Genomic DNA, 15660 nt, shown 5'->3' with positions numbered 1-15660 from the left:
GGTCAGCGCCCTGATCGACATCGCGTCGATCGGCATGTCGAGGGAACCGAAACGGCTGCCGCTGCGTCTAAACCACCATGAACCAACTCCATGAGGCGGCGTCGCCCTGCGGCGGCCTGGCCGTGACCACCACCGAAGAAGGACTGCCCGTGCGGGTCCGCATCGCGCCCGCTCAACTGTCGGCGAACCTGGACGTGGTCGCCGCGCGGGTGGTGGCGCTGTGCGCCCTCGCGCGCGGCGCCGGCGCCCATCGGCGACGCCTGGAACTGGCCGAGACCGGCACCCCGTGGGAGGTGCTCGACGCGCTCGGGCTGCCCGACCGGGCCGGGCTGCTCCGCCTGGAGGTCGACGCCGACCGCTGGTGCGGTGCGCGGTGAACGCGGACGTCGAGGTGGCCGGGGACACTGAGATGGCCGGGGACACGGGAGCGGGGGCGATGGATCGGATCACGGCGCGGGCCGCGGCGCAGCTCGCGGTGTTGGAGCAGGTGCGCGGCGATCTCACCGCGTTGTCGTCGACCGCCTCGGTCGACGACGGACGGGTCACGGTGCGCTTGGACGCGGGCGGCGGGCTGGCCGACCTGCACCTGGCCCCGGGTGCGGCGCAGGGCGACGCCGAACGGTTGGGTCGACTGATCACCGAAGCCGCCGCCGCGGCCGACCTCGAGTTGTGCGCGGCACGCGAGGCGATCCTCGCCGCGTTCACCGAGCAGTTCGACGACACCTCGGTGGAGTTCGCCGACACGCCGGGCGCGGAGGGAACCGGAGCGGTCCCGGCAACGTCCAATTGTCAGCCCACCGTGGTGCGGGAGCGGTCTTCAGCAGTCAGGAGCAACGATGAGTGAGATGACGGTCGCGGCCGGAGCCGTGGAATCGTTCGCCGCCGCCAGCGCCGCCTTGGGCGCGGCCACCGCGGCGGCCGGCGTGGCCGATGCGGGCGCGTCGGCGGTGCTGGCCGGGGCGTTCGGCGTGATCGGCCAGGAGTTTCTGGCCGCCTTCGCCGTGGCGCAGGCGAACCACCTCGCCGCGGTCGGGTCGCTGGCCGCCGTGCAGTCGGCGACCGCCGCCGCGGCTACCGCCGGTCTGGCCGCCGTGCAGGCAGCCGATGCGGCGGGCGGCGCCGGAATCGGCGCGTCATGAGTCCGACCGGAACGGGCACCGAGACCATCGGCGACCTGTTGGCGCCCACCGGGCTGCTCGACGTGCTCGACCTGACGCCCGCGCAGCTGCTCGATCCGCTGGCTCTGCTGACCCCGCTGCACGGTCTGCTCAGTGCGTTCGGGACGGGCGTGCTGCCCACCGGACCGGGGGATCCGACGGCCATGCTGAACGGTCTCGCGCAGACGTTGCAGACCGGCGTCGGGGCGGCGAGCGCCGCGATCGAGGCGCTCAGCGGGTTGTGGGCGGGCGACGGCGCGGCGGGCGCCGCGGCGAAGACGGCGCTCGCCGCGGGCAACGCCGGCGCGCTGGCCGCGCAAGGGGCGGCGATGGCAGCCGACCTGCAGGGCGGACTCGCCGTGGTGGGCACCGGCCTGGCGGCGCTGCAGGGCGTGATCGCCAAGACCGCGGGTCTGATCGCCGCCACCATGCCGGCCATCATGACCCCGCCCGGGCAGGCGGCGGCGCTGGGCTTCGCCGCCGAGGGCGTGACCGAGGGCCTGGCGGTGATCGCGGCGACCCGCGCGCAGCTCGCCGTCCCGACCGCCAAAGTGGCCGTCGACGGCGCGCCGGTCCCGGTGACACCGCCGCCGATCACCGCCGACACCGTGACCGGACTGCTGCAGGCGGCGCTGCCCCTGGTGTCGTCGGGTCTGCAACTCGTCGGGAACCTGGCGGCCCCGCCACCGACGCAGGCTGCGCCGACACCCACGGGCACCCCGCGCGTGCTCGGCGCACCGTCGCCCACCACGCCGGTTCTGCCGACCGCGGGAACACCGCCCGCTGTCGGCGCCGCCCCGGCCGGGGCCACGCCGTCGGCGACGCCGACCTCCGGCGCCGCGCCCACGGTCCGGCCGGTGGGCGTCGTCGACGTCCCGGCCGCTCCGGAACCGGCGTTGGCCGAGCGGCCGGTCAGCGGTGAACCGGTGGCCGGGGCCGAGGCGACCCCGTCGACACCCGGCTGGGACTGCCCGGTGACATCCGACGACAACCTTTGACCGGATCCCGAGGTGATCCGGCACCGAGAAGAGGAGCAAGCACATGTACGGCAACGGATTGAATCTGGACGTGGTGGCCGGTCAGGCCGCCACCTCCACGATCAAGGGGATCGTGGGTGACATGCGGGGCGTGATCGGTCGGATCAAGGCCTCCGCGGCCAGCGGACTGGGCGACTGGAACGGCGCGGCCGCGAAATCCTTCGACACCACCCATACCGACTGGCACACCACCGCGGTGCGCCTGGAGCAGGCGCTCAACGCGATCGAGAGCAAACTGACCACCGGTTTCCTCGGTTACGACGACTCCGACGCGGACGCGGGCAAGCAGATCGTCGGCTCGGCCGGCCTGAATCTCTGAGCCCCGCGACGACCGGCAGCACACGAGCAACAGCACACGAACATCCACACACCATCACCAACACGGGAACTGACGGGGGAGCACATCATGGGAGCGACGATTCGCTACAACTTCGAGGGCCTGGGGACCCTCGCCGCAGACTTGAAGGCACAGTTCGGACGGCTCGAGGAGCTGTCCGGGCAACTCAAGCGGCAGGTGCAGGCGCTGGAAGCCAACTGGCACTCCGGGGGCGCGGCCGCGTACCGGGGCGCGCAGGCCGACTGGGACCGTCTGTTCGCCGACGCCCGCCTGCGGTTGGACGGCCTCGGGTCGGGCGTCAGCAAGGCGAGCACGCGGATGCAGGAGACCGATCAGCGGGTCGGCAAGTCCTTCGCCACCTGACCGGAACACGGGCGCCGAGAATTCGGTGATATCCGGCGGATCGGGCCGTACGGCCCGATCCGCCGGGTGCCGTGCGCGTGCGCCGATTACGCTGACACTTCCCCGGACTGCTCCGATGTGTCCGGAACAACTGTTGTCGTCCGTTCGGGTGAGCGGAGAAGTGGAGACCAGCGTGTCGACAGAGGGCTCGAAGCGCGCGATCGTGGCCGCGTTGTTGGCCAACGGCGGAATCGCCATCGCCAAGTTCACCGGTTTCGCGATCACCGGCTCGTCGTCGATGTTGGCCGAAGGCGTCCACTCTGTCGCCGACACGTCCAACCAGGGTCTGCTGCTGTTCGGTCAGAACCGCGCCCGTAAGGACGCCGACCAACTGCATCCGTTCGGCTACGGCCGCGCCCGCTACTTCTACTCGTTCGTGGTGGCGCTGGTCCTGTTCTCACTCGGCTCGCTGTTCGCGCTGTACGAGGGCTACCAGAAGATCAAGCACGCCGACGACCACGGCCTCGACTCGCCGATCGTGGCCGTCGTGATCCTGCTGGTCGCGATCGCGCTCGAGTGCTACAGCTTCTTCACCGCCTACAAGGAATCCAAGCCGCTCAAGGGCGACGCGTCGTGGTGGAGCTTCATTCGCAACTCGCGCAGCCCCGAACTGCCCGTCGTGCTCCTCGAGGACACCGGCGCACTGATCGGTCTGGTGCTCGCGCTCGGCGGTGTCGGCCTGACCATGGCCACCGGCGACGCGATCTGGGACGGCATCGGCACCGTCTGCATCGGCGTGCTGCTCGGTTTGATCGCCGTGGTCCTGATGGTCGAGATGAAGAGCCTGCTGATCGGCGAGGGCGCCACCGAAGCCGAAGAGCTGGCGCTGGCGCAGGCGCTGCCCGGCGACGGCGTGGAGCGCGTCATCCACATGAAGACCCAGTACCTCGGCCCGGAGGAGTTGCTGCTGGCGGCCAAGATCGCCATCGCGCCCGGTTCGGACGCCGCGCAGGTCGCCGCGGCCATCGACAACGCGGAGTCGCGCGTGCGGGCGGCGGTACCGCACGCACGGCTGATCTACCTGGAGCCGGACATCGATCGCGCATCCCTCTGTGACACCGGCCGGTGACGACCGGGGGGCACGCAGCGCACAGGTGCGCTAACGTCAGGAAAATCGCGAACGAGAGAGGTGCCCGATGACGGAAACCGCGAACAGCGGCGCGCAGCGGCAGACCTGGACTTCCAACCGGGGGTTCATCCTCGCGGCCATCGGCTCCGCCGTCGGCCTCGGCAACATCTGGCGCTTTCCCGGCGTCGCCTATGACAGCGGCGGCGGCGCTTTTCTGATTCCCTACCTGATCGCCCTGGTCACCGCGGGTCTGCCGATCCTGTTCCTGGACTACTCGATCGGCCAGCGCTTCCGCGGTGCGGCTCCGCTGGCTCTGCGTCGCCTCACCAAGCGCGCGGAGGTGATCGGCTGGTTCCAGACCATGCTGCTGTTCATCATCTCGGTCTATTACGCCGCGGTGATCGCCTGGGCACTGAGCTACTTCTACTTCTCCTTCGGGAACAAGTGGGGCAGCGACACCACGGCCTTCTTCCTCAGCGATTACCTGCACGCCACCGACGAAGCCGGTGTCTCCACCGACCTGGTCGCCGGGGTCGCGTGGCCGCTCGCCGCCGTGTGGGTGCTGATCATCGTGATCCTGGCGCTCGGCATCGCCAACGGCGTGGAGAAGGTCAACGTCATCGGCATCCCGCTGCTGATCCTCGGCTTCGGCGCACTGGTGATCCGCGCGGTGACCCTGCCGGGCGCCACCGACGGTCTGAACGCACTGTTCACCCCGGACTGGGGTGCGCTGACCGACCTCAACGTGTGGATCGCCGCGTACAGCCAGATCTTCTTCTCCATGTCCATCGCCTTCGGCATCATGATCGCCTACTCGTCCTTCCAGCGGCGCCGGGCCAACATGACCAGCTCCGGCCTGGTGGTCGGGTTCGCGAACTCCTCGTTCGAGATCCTCGCCGGTATCGGTGTCTTCTCGGCGCTGGGCTTCCTCGCCAACCAGCAGGGCGTCGGCGTGGGCGAGTTGGAGGGGCTGACCGGCCCCATCCTCTCGTTCGTGACGTTCCCCGCGGTGATCTCCGAGATGCCCGGCAGCGTCCTGTTCGGCGTGCTGTTCTTCGGCTCGCTCGTGATCGCCGGCTTCACCTCGCTGGTGTCGCTGGTGGTCGGCGTCTCGATCGCCGTGCAGGAGAAGTTCGGCCTCTCGCAGCGCACCGCGGCGGTCACCGTGGGCGTGGTCAGCGCGGTGGTCTCGTTCTCGCTGTTCGCCACCACCACCGGTCTGTGGACGCTGGACACCGTCGACCAGTACGCCAACAACGTCGGCGTGGTGCTGTCCGCGATCGTGATGACGGTCTCGGTGGTCTGGGTGGCCCGCAAGGGCGACCTGCTGCGCCGTCACCTGAATGCCATCTCGACCTTCAAACTCGGGCGCTGGTGGCTGGTGCTGATCGGCATCGTCGGGCCGATCTTCCTCACCGTGATGCTGGTGCAGAAGGTGATCGACCTGATCAGCGACGGCTACGAGGGCTACCCGGACTGGTACCTCAACGTGTTCGGCTGGGGCACCGTCGGCCTGGCCGTGGTCGGCGCAATCTTGTTCACGGTGGCCAGTTGGGGCGGGCGTGACGACAAGGACTTCCAAGCCTGGCCCTCGGACGAATTCCTGGAAGGACAGAAGCGATGACCGGACCCGCTATCACTCTCCTCATCGTCGCGATTCTGCTGGTCTGGGGAGGCCTCATCGGCAGCATCAGCTATCTTCGAGCCCGCGCCGAAGTGGATCCGTCGACGCTGCCGCCACTGCCCGACGACGTCGTCGACGAGGCGCGGCAGCAGCAGGAAGCGCATCCCACGCGCGACACCTGATCGCACCGAGGAAGGCAGGCCGTGGACAATCCGTTCAAACGGGTCAAGTCCGTAGAACAGTCGATCGCCGATACCGACGAACCGGGCACTAAACTCCGACGGGAGCTGACCGCCTGGGACCTCACCGTCTTCGGTGTCGCCGTGGTGGTCGGTGCCGGCATCTTCACGCTGACCGCGCGCACCGCGGGCAACGTCGCCGGTCCCTCGGTGTCGCTGGCCTTCGTCATCGCCGCCGTGGCCTGCGGCTTGGCCGCACTCTGCTACGCCGAGTTCGCGTCGACCGTCCCGGTGGCCGGTAGCGCCTACACCTTCTCGTTCGCGGCCTTCGGTGAATTCGCGGCGTGGATCATCGGCTGGGACCTGTTCCTGGAGCTCGCGCTGGCGGCCTCGGTGGTCTCGCTCGGCTGGTCGGCGTACCTCGGCAACATCATGGGGACCCCGGCCACCGTGCACCTGTTCGGTGCGGTCGAGTTCAACTGGGGTGCGGCGCTGCTGATCGCGGTGCTCACCACGTTGCTGGCGCTGGGCACCAAACTGTCCTCGCGCGTGTCGGTGATCATCACCGCGCTCAAGGTGGCGGTGGTCCTGCTGGTGATCATCGCCGGCGCCTTCTACATCGACACCAAGAACTACACCCCGTACATCCCGGAGGCGGTGCCGCAGTCCGACACCGGTGGCAGCGTGTGGACGCAGAGCCTGCTGTCGGCGGTGACCGGCGCCGAGGGCAGCAACTTCGGCTGGTACGGCCTGCTCGCGGCGGCGTCGCTGGTCTTCTTCGCCTTCCTGGGCTTCGACATCGTCGCCACCACCGCCGAGGAGACCAAGAACCCGCAGAAGGCGCTGCCCCGCGGCATCCTGGCCTCGCTCGGCATCGTGACCGTCCTGTACGTGGCGGTGACGCTGGTGGTCACCGGCATGGTGCCGTACACCGACCTGGCCGACAAGGTGGATCCGAGCACCGGAGAGGTGATCGGCTCGACGCTGACCACCGCCTTCAACGCCCACCAGGTGACCTGGGTGGAATGGATCATCAACCTGGGCGCGCTCGCCGGTCTGACCACCGTGGTGATGGTGATGCTGCTCGGCCAGGCCCGCGTCGGTTTCGCCATGGCACGGGACGGCCTGCTGCCGCGCGGACTCGCCAAGACCAGCCGCCGCGGCACCCCGGCCCGGTTCACCGTGCTGGTCGGCGTCAGCTCGGGCATTCTCGCGGCCTTCTTCCCGATGGGCACCCTCGAAGAGATGGTCAACATCGGCACCCTGTTCGCCTTCATCCTGGTCAGCATCGGCGTGATGGTGCTGCGCCGCACCCGTCCCGATCTGCCGCGCGGCTTCCGCGTGCCGCTGATGCCGCTGATCCCGATCCTGTCGGTGCTGGCCTGCCTGTGGCTGATGATCAACCTGTCGGTGGAGACCTGGCTGCGTTTCCTGGTCTGGATGGCGCTGGGTCTGATCGTCTACTTCAGCTACGGGTACCACCGTTCGGTCTACGCGGAACGGGCGCGGGCCGAGCAGGCTGCGGCTGCCCAGCGACTGACCAGCTAACGTGGTAGGCCGCATGCCAGTACGTGTTTGACCGAGAGGGAACTTATGACCACCGCGCCCCACAGCGCACTGACGGCCGACGTCGTCAACGGAATCGACTTCAAGGTCGCCGACCTGTCACTGGCCGAGTACGGCCGCAAGGAGATCCGTCTCGCCGAGCACGAGATGCCGGGCCTGATGGAGCTGCGCCGCGAGTATGCCGACGTGAAGCCGCTGGCCGGCGCCCGCATCTCCGGTTCGCTGCACATGACCGTGCAGACCGCCGTGCTCATCGAGACCCTCGTCGACCTCGGCGCGCAGGTGCGCTGGGCGTCGTGCAACATCTTCTCCACCCAGGACCACGCGGCCGCGGCCGTCGTCGTCGGCCCGTACGGCACCGTCGAGGAGCCCACGGGCGTCCCGGTGTTCGCCTGGAAGGGCGAGACGCTGGAGGAGTACTGGTGGGCCGCCGATCAGATGCTCACCTGGCCCGACGAGCCCGCCAACATGATCCTCGACGACGGCGGCGACGCCACCATGCTGGTGCTGCGCGGCGCCGAGTTCGAGAAGGCCGGCGTGGTGCCGCCGACCGACGACGACCACCCCGCCGAGTACAAGGTGTTCCTGGCGCTGCTGCGCCAGACCCTCGCCGCGGACCCGCAGAAGTGGACCGTCATCGCCGATTCGGTGCAGGGCGTCACCGAGGAGACCACCACCGGCGTGCTGCGCCTGTACCAGTTCGCCGCCGCCGGCGAGCTGGACTTCCCGGCCATCAACGTCAACGACTCGGTCACCAAGAGCAAGTTCGACAACAAGTACGGCACCCGCCACTCGCTGATCGACGGCATCAACCGCGGCACCGACGTGCTGATCGGCGGCAAGAAGGCCCTCGTCTGCGGCTACGGCGACGTCGGCAAGGGCTGCGCGGAGAGCCTGGCCGGGCAGGGCGCCCGCGTGCAGGTCACCGAGATCGACCCGATCAACGCGCTGCAGGCGCTGATGGACGGCTACGACGTGGTGACCGTGGAAGAGGCGATCGGCAACGCCGACATCGTCATCACCTCCACCGGCAACCTGGGCATCATCACCTTCGAGCACATGAAGCAGATGAAGAACCAGGCCGTGCTGGGCAACATCGGCCACTTCGACAACGAGATCGACATGGCCGGCCTGGAGAGCGCCGAGGGTCTGACCCGCATCAACATCAAGCCGCAGGTGGACCAGTGGGTCTTCCCCGACGGCAAGAGCATCATCGTGCTCTCCGAGGGGCGCCTGCTGAACCTGGGCAACGCCACCGGCCACCCGTCGTTCGTGATGAGCAACAGCTTCGCGAACCAGGTGATCGCACAGATCGAGCTGTGGACCAAGAGCGACGAGTACGACAACGAGGTCTACCGCCTGCCCAAGCACCTCGATGAGAAGGTCGCGCGCATCCACGTCGAGGCGCTCGGCGGCTCGCTGACCAAGCTCACCAAGGAGCAGGCCGAGTACATCGGCGTCGACGTCGACGGCCCGTACAAGCCGGAGCACTACCGCTACTGAGTCACCTCACACAACGTCCCCCGGCCGATCGGCCGGGGGACGTTGTGCATCGACACGGTGGTAGAGCGGCGCTACGGGAGCACGATCTCGAAGGCCGGGTCCGACGGATCGACGACGGCGAACAGCTGCGCGAGGGCGTCCGCATCGCCGTCGACGGTGAGCCCGGCCGCGTGCGCCGCCGCCAGATCGCCGCTCGCCAGCGCGGGCAGCGCCGCGGCGGGCACGGTCACCGTGACCGCGACGTCGCCGGGCCGATCCGGTGCCTGGACGAGTACGCCGTGGCGCAGTCTCGTGCACAGCGTGCTGTCGTGCCCGGGGAAGTGCCAGCGGGCTGTGAAGTCGAGGTCCCAGGCGCGCGGGCCGTCGATGGTGATGGCCAGGCCGGTGAAGAACATCTCCGGGGTCAGATTGGTGAGCATGTCGGCGGACGCGGTGGCCGTGGGGGTGCCGAAGTTGCCGTGCCGCAGTTCGTACGCGCCGGACAGGTAGGCGCTGCGCCAGGTCCCGTTCTCGGCGCCGAAACCGAGCGCCTCCAGCGTGTCCGCGAGCAGTGCCTTGGCATCTGCGTGGTCGGGTTCGGCGAACACCACGTGGTCGAGCACCTCCGCCGCCCAGCGCAGATCGCCGTCGTCGAAACTCTTGCGGGCCTTGGCGACCACGGCGTCTGCGCCACCCATGAACTCGACGTAGCGAACGGCGGCGGCCTCCGGCGGGTGCTGCCACAGGCGGGCCGGGTTGCCGTCGTACCAGCCCATGTAGCGCTGGTAGATCGCCTTCACGTTGTGACTCACCGAGCCGTAGTAGCCGTGCGTGCTCCACACGCGATCCAGCGCCGGCGGCATCTGCATCCGCTCGGCGATCTCGGCGCCCGTGTAGCCCTGGTTGAGCATGCGCAGGGTCTGATCGTGCAGGTAGGCGTACAGGTCGCGCTGGATCTCCAGGAAGGCGACGGCGCGGTCGTGGTCCCAGGTGGGCCAGTGGTGCGAGGCGAAGACGACGTCGGTCTGGTCGCCGAACAGGGTGATCGCTTCGGTGAGGTAGTGCGCCCAGATGTGCGCGTCGCGGACCACCGCGCCGCGCAGGGTGAGGATGTTGTGCAGGGTGTGCGTCGCGTTCTCGGCGATGCACAGGGCCCGCCGGTCCGGGAAGTGGAAGTGCATCTCGGCCGGCGCCTCGGTACCCGGGGCTAGTTGGAAGACGATCGGCACGCCGTCGACGGTGAGCTGCTGGCCGGTCTCGGTGATGGAGACGGTCGGTGCGATGAGGGTGACGGTGCCGGTGGAGGTGGTCTGCCCCAGACCGGCGCCCACGCCGCCCTCGGCGTTGCGCGGCAGCGCCGCCCCGTACATGTAGCCGGCGCGGCGGGCCATCGCGGCGCCCGCGTACAGGTTCTCCTCGATCGCCGGTTCCAGGAAGCCGACCGGCGCGATGATCGCCACCTCGCCGGCGTCGACCGCCTCCTGCGTGGTGACGCCCTTGACGCCGCCGAAATGGTCGACGTGGCTGTGCGTGTAGATGACGGCCACCACCGGTCGGTCGCCACGGTGGGTGCGGTAGAGCGCGAGCGCCGCGGCGGCGGTCTCGGTGGAGATCAGCGGGTCGATGACGATGACGCCGCGCTCGCCTTCGACGAAGGTGACGTTCGACAGGTCGAAGCCGCGGACCTGGTAGATCCCGTCGGTCACCTCGAACAGGCCGTGCCGCGCCACCAGCTCGGACTGCCGCCACAGGCTCGGGTGGACGGTCGGCGGCGCCTCGCCGGAGATGAAGTCGTAGGAGTCGCAGTCCCACACCACGCGACCGTCGGCGGCCGTGATGGTGCCGGGCGAGATGGTGCCGAGGAAGCCGCGCTGGGTGTCGGCGAAATCCTGGGTGTCGTCGAACGGGTACGTCTCTGGCATGCGGGCCTCTCCCGGACGTGGCCGCAGCTCGGATAGCCGCAGCCGACGCTCTTCACCCTAAGCGGGGTCGGCGGGGCCGCACCGGGTTTTCGTCACGGCACCAGATCGAGGATCGCGTGCACGGCGGCGTCGCCGTCGGCGACGGTCCACGGCGAGATCCAGTGGGCGTCGACGAGATCCAGGTACGAGCGGTAGACGCGGGTCTGCAGGTCCGCGTCGCGCTCGTAGGCGTCCTTGGCGCGCCCGGCGTCGTCGTCGGCCCGGCCCTGCGCGCGTTCCATCGCGATCTCCGGCGGCACGCCCAGCAGCAGCTGGTGATCGGGGACGGGGAGCCCGAAGCGGGTGAACTCCAGGTCCGCGACCCAGCGCACCACCTCGCCGTCGGGGCCCTGGTCCAGGCGCGCGGCGCTGTAGGCGGCGTTGGAGGCCACGTACCGGTCGCACAGCACCAGGTCGTGCTCGTCGCAGGCCCGGCGCAGCCACTGGGACCAGCGGCGCCGGTCGAGGGCGAACAGCAGCGCCATCGCGTAGGCGCTCGCGCTGAGGTCGCCGTGTTCGCCGTGCAGGGCTTCGGCGGCCAGGTCGGCTTCCACCGACGAGCCGTAGCTGGGGAACGACGTGGAGGTGATCGTCATCGCGCGACCGGCCGCGGCCTCGTGGAACTTCCCGACGATGGTGTTCTTGCCTGCGCCGTCCAGACCTTCGATGGCCACCAGAATTCCCATGCCGGGAATCGTAGCCCGCTCGGCCCGGCGCGCCGGTCCGCGACCTCGCCCGCATCCCGTGCCACGATGGTGGCCATGAAGCCGCGGATTCTGGTTGTCGACGACGATGCCTCGCTGGCCGAGATGCTGACCATCGCCCTGCGTAACGAAGGCTTCGAGCCGTACGTGGTGGGCGACGGCTCGGAGGCGCTGCCTGCGGTGCGGGAACTGCGCCCGGACCTGGTGCTGCTGGACCTGATGCTGCCCGGCATGAACGGGATCGACGTCTGCCGCGCGGTGCGCGCCGAGTCGGGTGTGCCGATCGTGATGCTGACGGCCAAGACCGACACCGTCGACGTGGTCCTGGGCCTGGAGTCGGGCGCCGACGACTACATGGTGAAGCCGTTCAAGCACAAGGAGCTGGTGGCGCGCATCCGCGCCCGCCTGCGTCGCACCGGCGACGAGCCGGCCGAGGTGCTGGCCATCGGGCCGGTGGAGATCGACGTGCCCGCGCACAAGGTCACGCGCGACGGCGTCCCGATCTCGCTGACTCCGCTCGAGTTCGATCTGCTGGTGGCGCTCGCCCGCAAGCCGCGTCAGGTGTTCACCCGCGACGTGCTGCTGGAGCAGGTCTGGGGCTACCGTCACCCGGCCGACACCCGCCTGGTCAACGTCCACGTCCAGCGTCTACGCGCGAAGGTCGAGAACGATCCGGAGAATCCTGAGATCGTGCTGACCGTGAGGGGGGTCGGCTACAAGGCCGGTCCGCCGTGATCAATCGACGGCGACTCGATCGCACTCTGCACGCCATCCAACGCGCGGCCGCACGCATCGGCCGCGCGTTCGGTTCGCTGTGGCGTCGTTCGCTGCAGCTGCGCGTGGTGGTCTCCACCCTCGCGCTGAGTTTCGTGGTGCTGCTCGGCGTGGGTTTCCTGCTGATCAGTCAGATCACCGGCCGCCTGCTCGACGACAAGCAGGCCGTGGCGCTGAACCAGCTGGAACGCTCCCGGCTGCTGGTGGAGCGCGTGCTGACCTCCAGCGATGCCAGCGCGTCGACGCAGACCCGGCTGGCGCGCGCCCGGTCGTTGCTGACCGACGCCGACACCGATGCCGCGCAGGTGCCGTCGGCCGGCGGCGTCTACGACACCGTGCTGCTGGTTCCCGGCCCGGCCGGCCAACCGCCGGTGGCCGGGGTGGGTCCGGTCTCCGACATCTCGCTCCAGTTGCAGGAGATGGTCGCGCGCGGCCAGGTCGCCTACCAGTTCACGTCGGTGCGCAGCGGCGACGCCGCGGTGCCCGCGCTGGTGGTCGGCACCCCCGTGGAGACCGCCATCTCCGATCTCGAGCTGTACATGGTCTTCCCGATGGGCGGGGAGCAGAAGACCGTCTCGCTGGTCCGCAACACCATGCTGGTCGGCGGCGTGGTGCTCCTCGGACTGCTCGCGGCGATCGCCTGGCTGGTCTCCCGGCAGGTGGTGGGGCCGCTGCGCTCGGCGTCGCGCATCGCCGTGCGCTTCGCCGACGGGCGTCTCGCCGAGCGGATGCCGGTGCGCGGCGAGGACGAGTTCGCCCGCCTGGCGGTCTCCTTCAACGACATGGCCGAGAGCCTCTCGAAGCAGATCACCCACCTCGAGGAGTTCGGCGGGCTGCAGCGCCAGTTCACCTCCGATGTCTCCCACGAACTGCGGACGCCGTTGACCACGGTCCGGATGGCCGCCGACATGCTGTACGAGAGCCGTGAGGACTTCGATCCGCTGCAGCGCCGCAGCGTCGAACTCATGGACAAGGAACTGGACCGCTTCGAGACCTTGCTGACCGAACTGCTGGAGATCTCGCGGCACGACGCCGGGCAGGCCGACCTGGCCGCCGAGCGCATGGACATGGCGATTCCGATCGAGGCGGCGCTGGCCACCGTCGAACCGCTGGCCGCCGACACCGGCACCGAGCTGGTGATCGACCTGCCGAGCGAGCCGGTGCTCGCGGAGATCGATCCGCGTCGCATCGAGCGGGTGCTGCGGAACCTGCTGGCCAACGCCATCGATCACGGCGAGCACCGTCCGGTCACGTTGACCATGCGGTCCGACGGCGACGCGGTCGCGGTGACCGTGCGGGACCAGGGCATCGGCCTCAAACCGGGGGAGGAGAAGTTGGTCTTCAATCGGTTCTGGCGCTCGGATCCGTCGCGGGTGCGCCGCTCCGGCGGCACCGGTCTGGGCCTGGCGATCAGCATCGAGGACGCCCGCCTGCATCAGGGCCGGTTGGAGGCCGCGGGTGAACCGGGAGTCGGTTCCACCTTCCGCCTCACGGTGCCGCTGGTGCGCGGACACCAACTGCTGGGCAGTCCGCTGCCGCTCAACCCGCAGGTGTCACCGCCCCCGAGCTCCGGTTCCGGAGCGTCGAGTTCGAACGGAGGGTCGACCCGATGACCGCTCGGCTGCCCCGTCTGGCCGCCTCCTGGATGCTGGTGCTCGCGCTGGTCGTGACCGTGACCGGCTGCGTCGCCATCCCGGACTCGTCCTCGCCGCAACCGGTGGAGGGCTTCACGCGTTCCCTGCCGACCAACCTGGTGCCCACACCGCGGCGCAGCGACGACCCGGAGACGCTGGTCCGTAACTTCTTCAAGGCGATGGCCGAGCCGGCCGTCGGCCACCGCGCCGCACGCCGCTTCCTGACCCCGGGTGCCTCCGACCGCTGGGACGACCAGGGGCCCATGACGATCCTCAAAGAGACCCGCGTGGTGGTCGATGAGCGCAGCGAGAGCGCCGTGCGCCTGCGCGTGCTGGGGGAGAAGACCGGCACGCTCAGCGACATCGGACGGCTGACCCAGGCCTCCGGCGACATGGTGATTCCCCTGACGCTGTCCAAGGAGAACGGCGCGTGGCGGGTGTCCGGCGATCCGCCGGCCGGGACGATCACCGACAGCGCCCAGTTCGACGCCACCTACCGGCTCGCCGAGCTGTACTACCCGGATCGCACCGCGACCCGACTCGTCGGCGACCCCCGCTGGTTGTACGGCCTGACGGTCGATCCCACCGCCCTGCTCAATCGACTGCTCGCCGGTCCCGCTCCCGACCTGACCGGCGCGGTGGCGACCGGTGCGGAGAAGGATTTGGAACTGCGCGGACCGGTGGTGGTGGAGGGCGACCGCGTGGTGGTGAACCTGGGCGGTTCGGTGGATCCGGACGCCCGCCTGCGCACGGTGCTCGCCGCCCAGTTGATCTGGACGCTCGAGGCCGCGGGGATTCGCGGCACGTACCTGATCTCCGCCGACGGGGTGCCGTTGATCGCCGAGCGCAGCGACGGCTGGCGCACCGCCGACGTGGAAGCCTTCGACCCCGACCCCGGGACCGGCGATCAGCCGCTGCACGTGCTGAGCGGCGGGCTGTTCCGGGTCACGCCGTCGGGTTCGGTGCCCGTCGCCGGCCCGCTCGGCAACGCCACCGACCTGCGGGCGGCGGCGATCTCGGCCAAGCGCACGCGGGTGGCGGCGGTCGCCGACCGCGGCGGTCGGCAGGTGCTGTTGCAGGGCCCGTACGGCGGCGAGGTCACCGAGGTGCTGACCGCCGCCGAGATCACCTCACCGAGCTTCGGTGCGCTCACCGACACCGGTTACGCCCTGGTCGACGGTCGGCCGGTCCAGTGGAGTGTCGGCGACGGCGCGGCCGCCCGGGTGGTGCCGCTGGACTTCGGTGAGGTCACCGCCGTCGCACCCGGCCGCATCACGGCGTTCCGGGTCTCACCCGACGGCGTGCGCGTCGCGCTGCTCGTCGACGGCCGCGTCCTGTTCGCCGCACTGTCGGTGAGCGATCGCGGAGCGCCGTCGTTGACCGGCGTCAGTCCGGCGTCGACCGGGATCAGCACGCCGGTGGTGTCGATCGCGTGGGGCGGCGCCACCACCGTGTACCTGTCCCGTACCGGCACCGAGACGCCGGTGCTGCGGAGCCGGGTCTCCGGGCTGCCCCCGCTGCCGCTGGTCTCGGGCAACCTGAAGCCTCCGGTGGGCGCAGTCGCGGCCACCCGGTCGACGGTGTACGTCGCCGACCTGCGGTCGGTGATGGAGCTGGGTACCGCCCCCGGCAGCGCCGATCAGTACTGGACGTCGGCGGGACAGACGCCGGCCCGGGCGATTCCGGTGGTGCAGGCGGGCTGACCCGCCGAGCGGCCCGCCTGGGGATTCGACG

The 15660-nt window shown here is 69.9% G+C and carries 16 protein-coding genes; 14 read left to right on the top strand and 2 right to left on the bottom strand.

The window, feature by feature from the left end; translation table 11 throughout:
* Nucleotides 1-77: 77 nt before the first annotated feature.
* From ABD989_RS13075 to ahcY, 11 genes are all read left to right on the top strand, one after another.
* Nucleotides 78-377, top strand: coding sequence for a hypothetical protein (locus tag ABD989_RS13075; protein ID WP_345313823.1), 300 nt, complete (start codon nucleotides 78-80; stop codon nucleotides 375-377).
* Complete coding sequence (locus ABD989_RS13070) at nucleotides 374-844, top strand: YbaB/EbfC family nucleoid-associated protein (protein WP_345313822.1); 471 nt, start codon at nucleotides 374-376, stop codon at nucleotides 842-844. Before ABD989_RS13075 ends, ABD989_RS13070 begins: the two co-directional genes overlap by 4 nt.
* Nucleotides 837-1139: a hypothetical protein gene (locus tag ABD989_RS13065; protein ID WP_345313821.1), complete on the top strand. Its 303-nt coding sequence runs from the start codon at nucleotides 837-839 to the stop codon at nucleotides 1137-1139. The genes ABD989_RS13070 and ABD989_RS13065 overlap by 8 nt, the downstream gene beginning before the upstream one ends.
* A complete protein-coding gene (locus ABD989_RS13060; protein ID WP_345313820.1) occupies nucleotides 1136-2155 on the top strand; it encodes a hypothetical protein in 1020 nt (339 codons plus the stop codon). The genes ABD989_RS13065 and ABD989_RS13060 overlap by 4 nt, the downstream gene beginning before the upstream one ends.
* 43 nt (nucleotides 2156-2198) lie before the next feature.
* The gene (locus ABD989_RS13055) at nucleotides 2199-2513 is read left to right on the top strand and encodes a WXG100 family type VII secretion target (RefSeq protein ID WP_246991810.1); all 315 of its coding nucleotides are present in this window, start codon (nucleotides 2199-2201) and stop codon (nucleotides 2511-2513) included.
* Nucleotides 2514-2600: 87 nt separating this feature from the next.
* On the top strand, nucleotides 2601-2894 hold the full coding sequence (locus tag ABD989_RS13050) for a WXG100 family type VII secretion target (protein WP_345313819.1): 294 nt from the start codon (nucleotides 2601-2603) through the stop codon (nucleotides 2892-2894).
* Nucleotides 2895-3066: 172 nt separating this feature from the next.
* A complete protein-coding gene (locus tag ABD989_RS13045) occupies nucleotides 3067-4002 on the top strand; it encodes a cation diffusion facilitator family transporter (protein ID WP_345313818.1) in 936 nt (311 codons plus the stop codon).
* Between the two features lie 67 nt (nucleotides 4003-4069).
* Nucleotides 4070-5626, top strand: a complete 1557-nt coding sequence (locus ABD989_RS13040; protein WP_345313817.1) for a sodium-dependent transporter — start codon at nucleotides 4070-4072, stop codon at nucleotides 5624-5626.
* Complete coding sequence (locus ABD989_RS13035; RefSeq protein WP_246991803.1) at nucleotides 5623-5808, top strand: MetS family NSS transporter small subunit; 186 nt, start codon at nucleotides 5623-5625, stop codon at nucleotides 5806-5808. The genes ABD989_RS13040 and ABD989_RS13035 overlap by 4 nt, the downstream gene beginning before the upstream one ends.
* A 21-nt stretch (nucleotides 5809-5829) precedes the next feature.
* On the top strand, nucleotides 5830-7353 hold the full coding sequence (locus ABD989_RS13030) for an amino acid permease (protein ID WP_345313816.1): 1524 nt from the start codon (nucleotides 5830-5832) through the stop codon (nucleotides 7351-7353).
* Nucleotides 7354-7398: 45 nt separating this feature from the next.
* Entirely contained in the window at nucleotides 7399-8874 is a 1476-nt protein-coding gene (gene ahcY, locus ABD989_RS13025) for an adenosylhomocysteinase (protein WP_345313815.1), read from the top strand.
* 71 nt (nucleotides 8875-8945) lie between these two features.
* Here the strand turns inward: ahcY and ABD989_RS13020 are convergent, their stop codons facing one another.
* Both ABD989_RS13020 and ABD989_RS13015 read right to left on the bottom strand, forming a co-directional pair.
* The gene (locus ABD989_RS13020) at nucleotides 8946-10775 is read right to left on the bottom strand and encodes an alkyl/aryl-sulfatase (protein WP_345313814.1); all 1830 of its coding nucleotides are present in this window, start codon (nucleotides 10773-10775) and stop codon (nucleotides 8946-8948) included.
* Between the two features lie 92 nt (nucleotides 10776-10867).
* Nucleotides 10868-11500, bottom strand: a complete 633-nt coding sequence (locus ABD989_RS13015; RefSeq protein WP_345313813.1) for a dTMP kinase — start codon at nucleotides 11498-11500, stop codon at nucleotides 10868-10870.
* Nucleotides 11501-11566: 66 nt separating this feature from the next.
* On the opposite strand from ABD989_RS13015, the gene mtrA reads away from it, so the two are divergent.
* From mtrA to ABD989_RS13000, 3 genes are read left to right on the top strand one after another with little or no spacing between them, the layout of a single operon-like run.
* A complete protein-coding gene (mtrA, locus tag ABD989_RS13010; RefSeq protein WP_345313812.1) occupies nucleotides 11567-12253 on the top strand; it encodes an MtrAB system response regulator MtrA in 687 nt (228 codons plus the stop codon).
* The gene (mtrB, locus tag ABD989_RS13005) at nucleotides 12250-13905 is read left to right on the top strand and encodes an MtrAB system histidine kinase MtrB (RefSeq protein WP_345313811.1); all 1656 of its coding nucleotides are present in this window, start codon (nucleotides 12250-12252) and stop codon (nucleotides 13903-13905) included. Before mtrA ends, mtrB begins: the two co-directional genes overlap by 4 nt.
* Entirely contained in the window at nucleotides 13902-15629 is a 1728-nt protein-coding gene (locus ABD989_RS13000; protein WP_345313810.1) for an LpqB family beta-propeller domain-containing protein, read from the top strand. The genes mtrB and ABD989_RS13000 overlap by 4 nt, the downstream gene beginning before the upstream one ends.
* The last annotated feature ends 31 nt before the right edge of the window (nucleotides 15630-15660 follow it).

This window comes from Gordonia alkaliphila, assembly GCF_039542465.1.
Lineage (GTDB): Bacteria > Actinomycetota > Actinomycetes > Mycobacteriales > Mycobacteriaceae > Gordonia > Gordonia alkaliphila.
The sequence above is the reverse complement of the archived record's forward strand: the minus strand, read 5'-3'. Positions and strand labels throughout refer to the sequence as shown.

Excerpts from the sequence above, each read along its gene's own strand:
- ABD989_RS13035 (WP_246991803.1), top strand. The coding sequence starts at position 5,623 with ATGACCGGACCCGCTATCACTCTCCTCATCGTCGCGATTCTGCTGGTC.
- ABD989_RS13055 (WP_246991810.1), top strand. The coding sequence starts at position 2,199 with ATGTACGGCAACGGATTGAATCTGGACGTGGTGGCCGGTCAGGCCGCC.
- ahcY (WP_345313815.1), top strand. The coding sequence starts at position 7,399 with ATGACCACCGCGCCCCACAGCGCACTGACGGCCGACGTCGTCAACGGA.
- ABD989_RS13020 (WP_345313814.1), bottom strand. The coding sequence starts at position 10,775 with ATGCCAGAGACGTACCCGTTCGACGACACCCAGGATTTCGCCGACACC.
- ABD989_RS13050 (WP_345313819.1), top strand. The coding sequence starts at position 2,601 with ATGGGAGCGACGATTCGCTACAACTTCGAGGGCCTGGGGACCCTCGCC.
- ABD989_RS13060 (WP_345313820.1), top strand. The coding sequence starts at position 1,136 with ATGAGTCCGACCGGAACGGGCACCGAGACCATCGGCGACCTGTTGGCG.
- ABD989_RS13065 (WP_345313821.1), top strand. The coding sequence starts at position 837 with ATGAGTGAGATGACGGTCGCGGCCGGAGCCGTGGAATCGTTCGCCGCC.
- ABD989_RS13015 (WP_345313813.1), bottom strand. The coding sequence starts at position 11,500 with ATGGGAATTCTGGTGGCCATCGAAGGTCTGGACGGCGCAGGCAAGAAC.
- ABD989_RS13040 (WP_345313817.1), top strand. The coding sequence starts at position 4,070 with ATGACGGAAACCGCGAACAGCGGCGCGCAGCGGCAGACCTGGACTTCC.
- mtrA (WP_345313812.1), top strand. The coding sequence starts at position 11,567 with ATGGTGGCCATGAAGCCGCGGATTCTGGTTGTCGACGACGATGCCTCG.
- ABD989_RS13000 (WP_345313810.1), top strand. The coding sequence starts at position 13,902 with ATGACCGCTCGGCTGCCCCGTCTGGCCGCCTCCTGGATGCTGGTGCTC.
- ABD989_RS13075 (WP_345313823.1), top strand. The coding sequence starts at position 78 with ATGAACCAACTCCATGAGGCGGCGTCGCCCTGCGGCGGCCTGGCCGTG.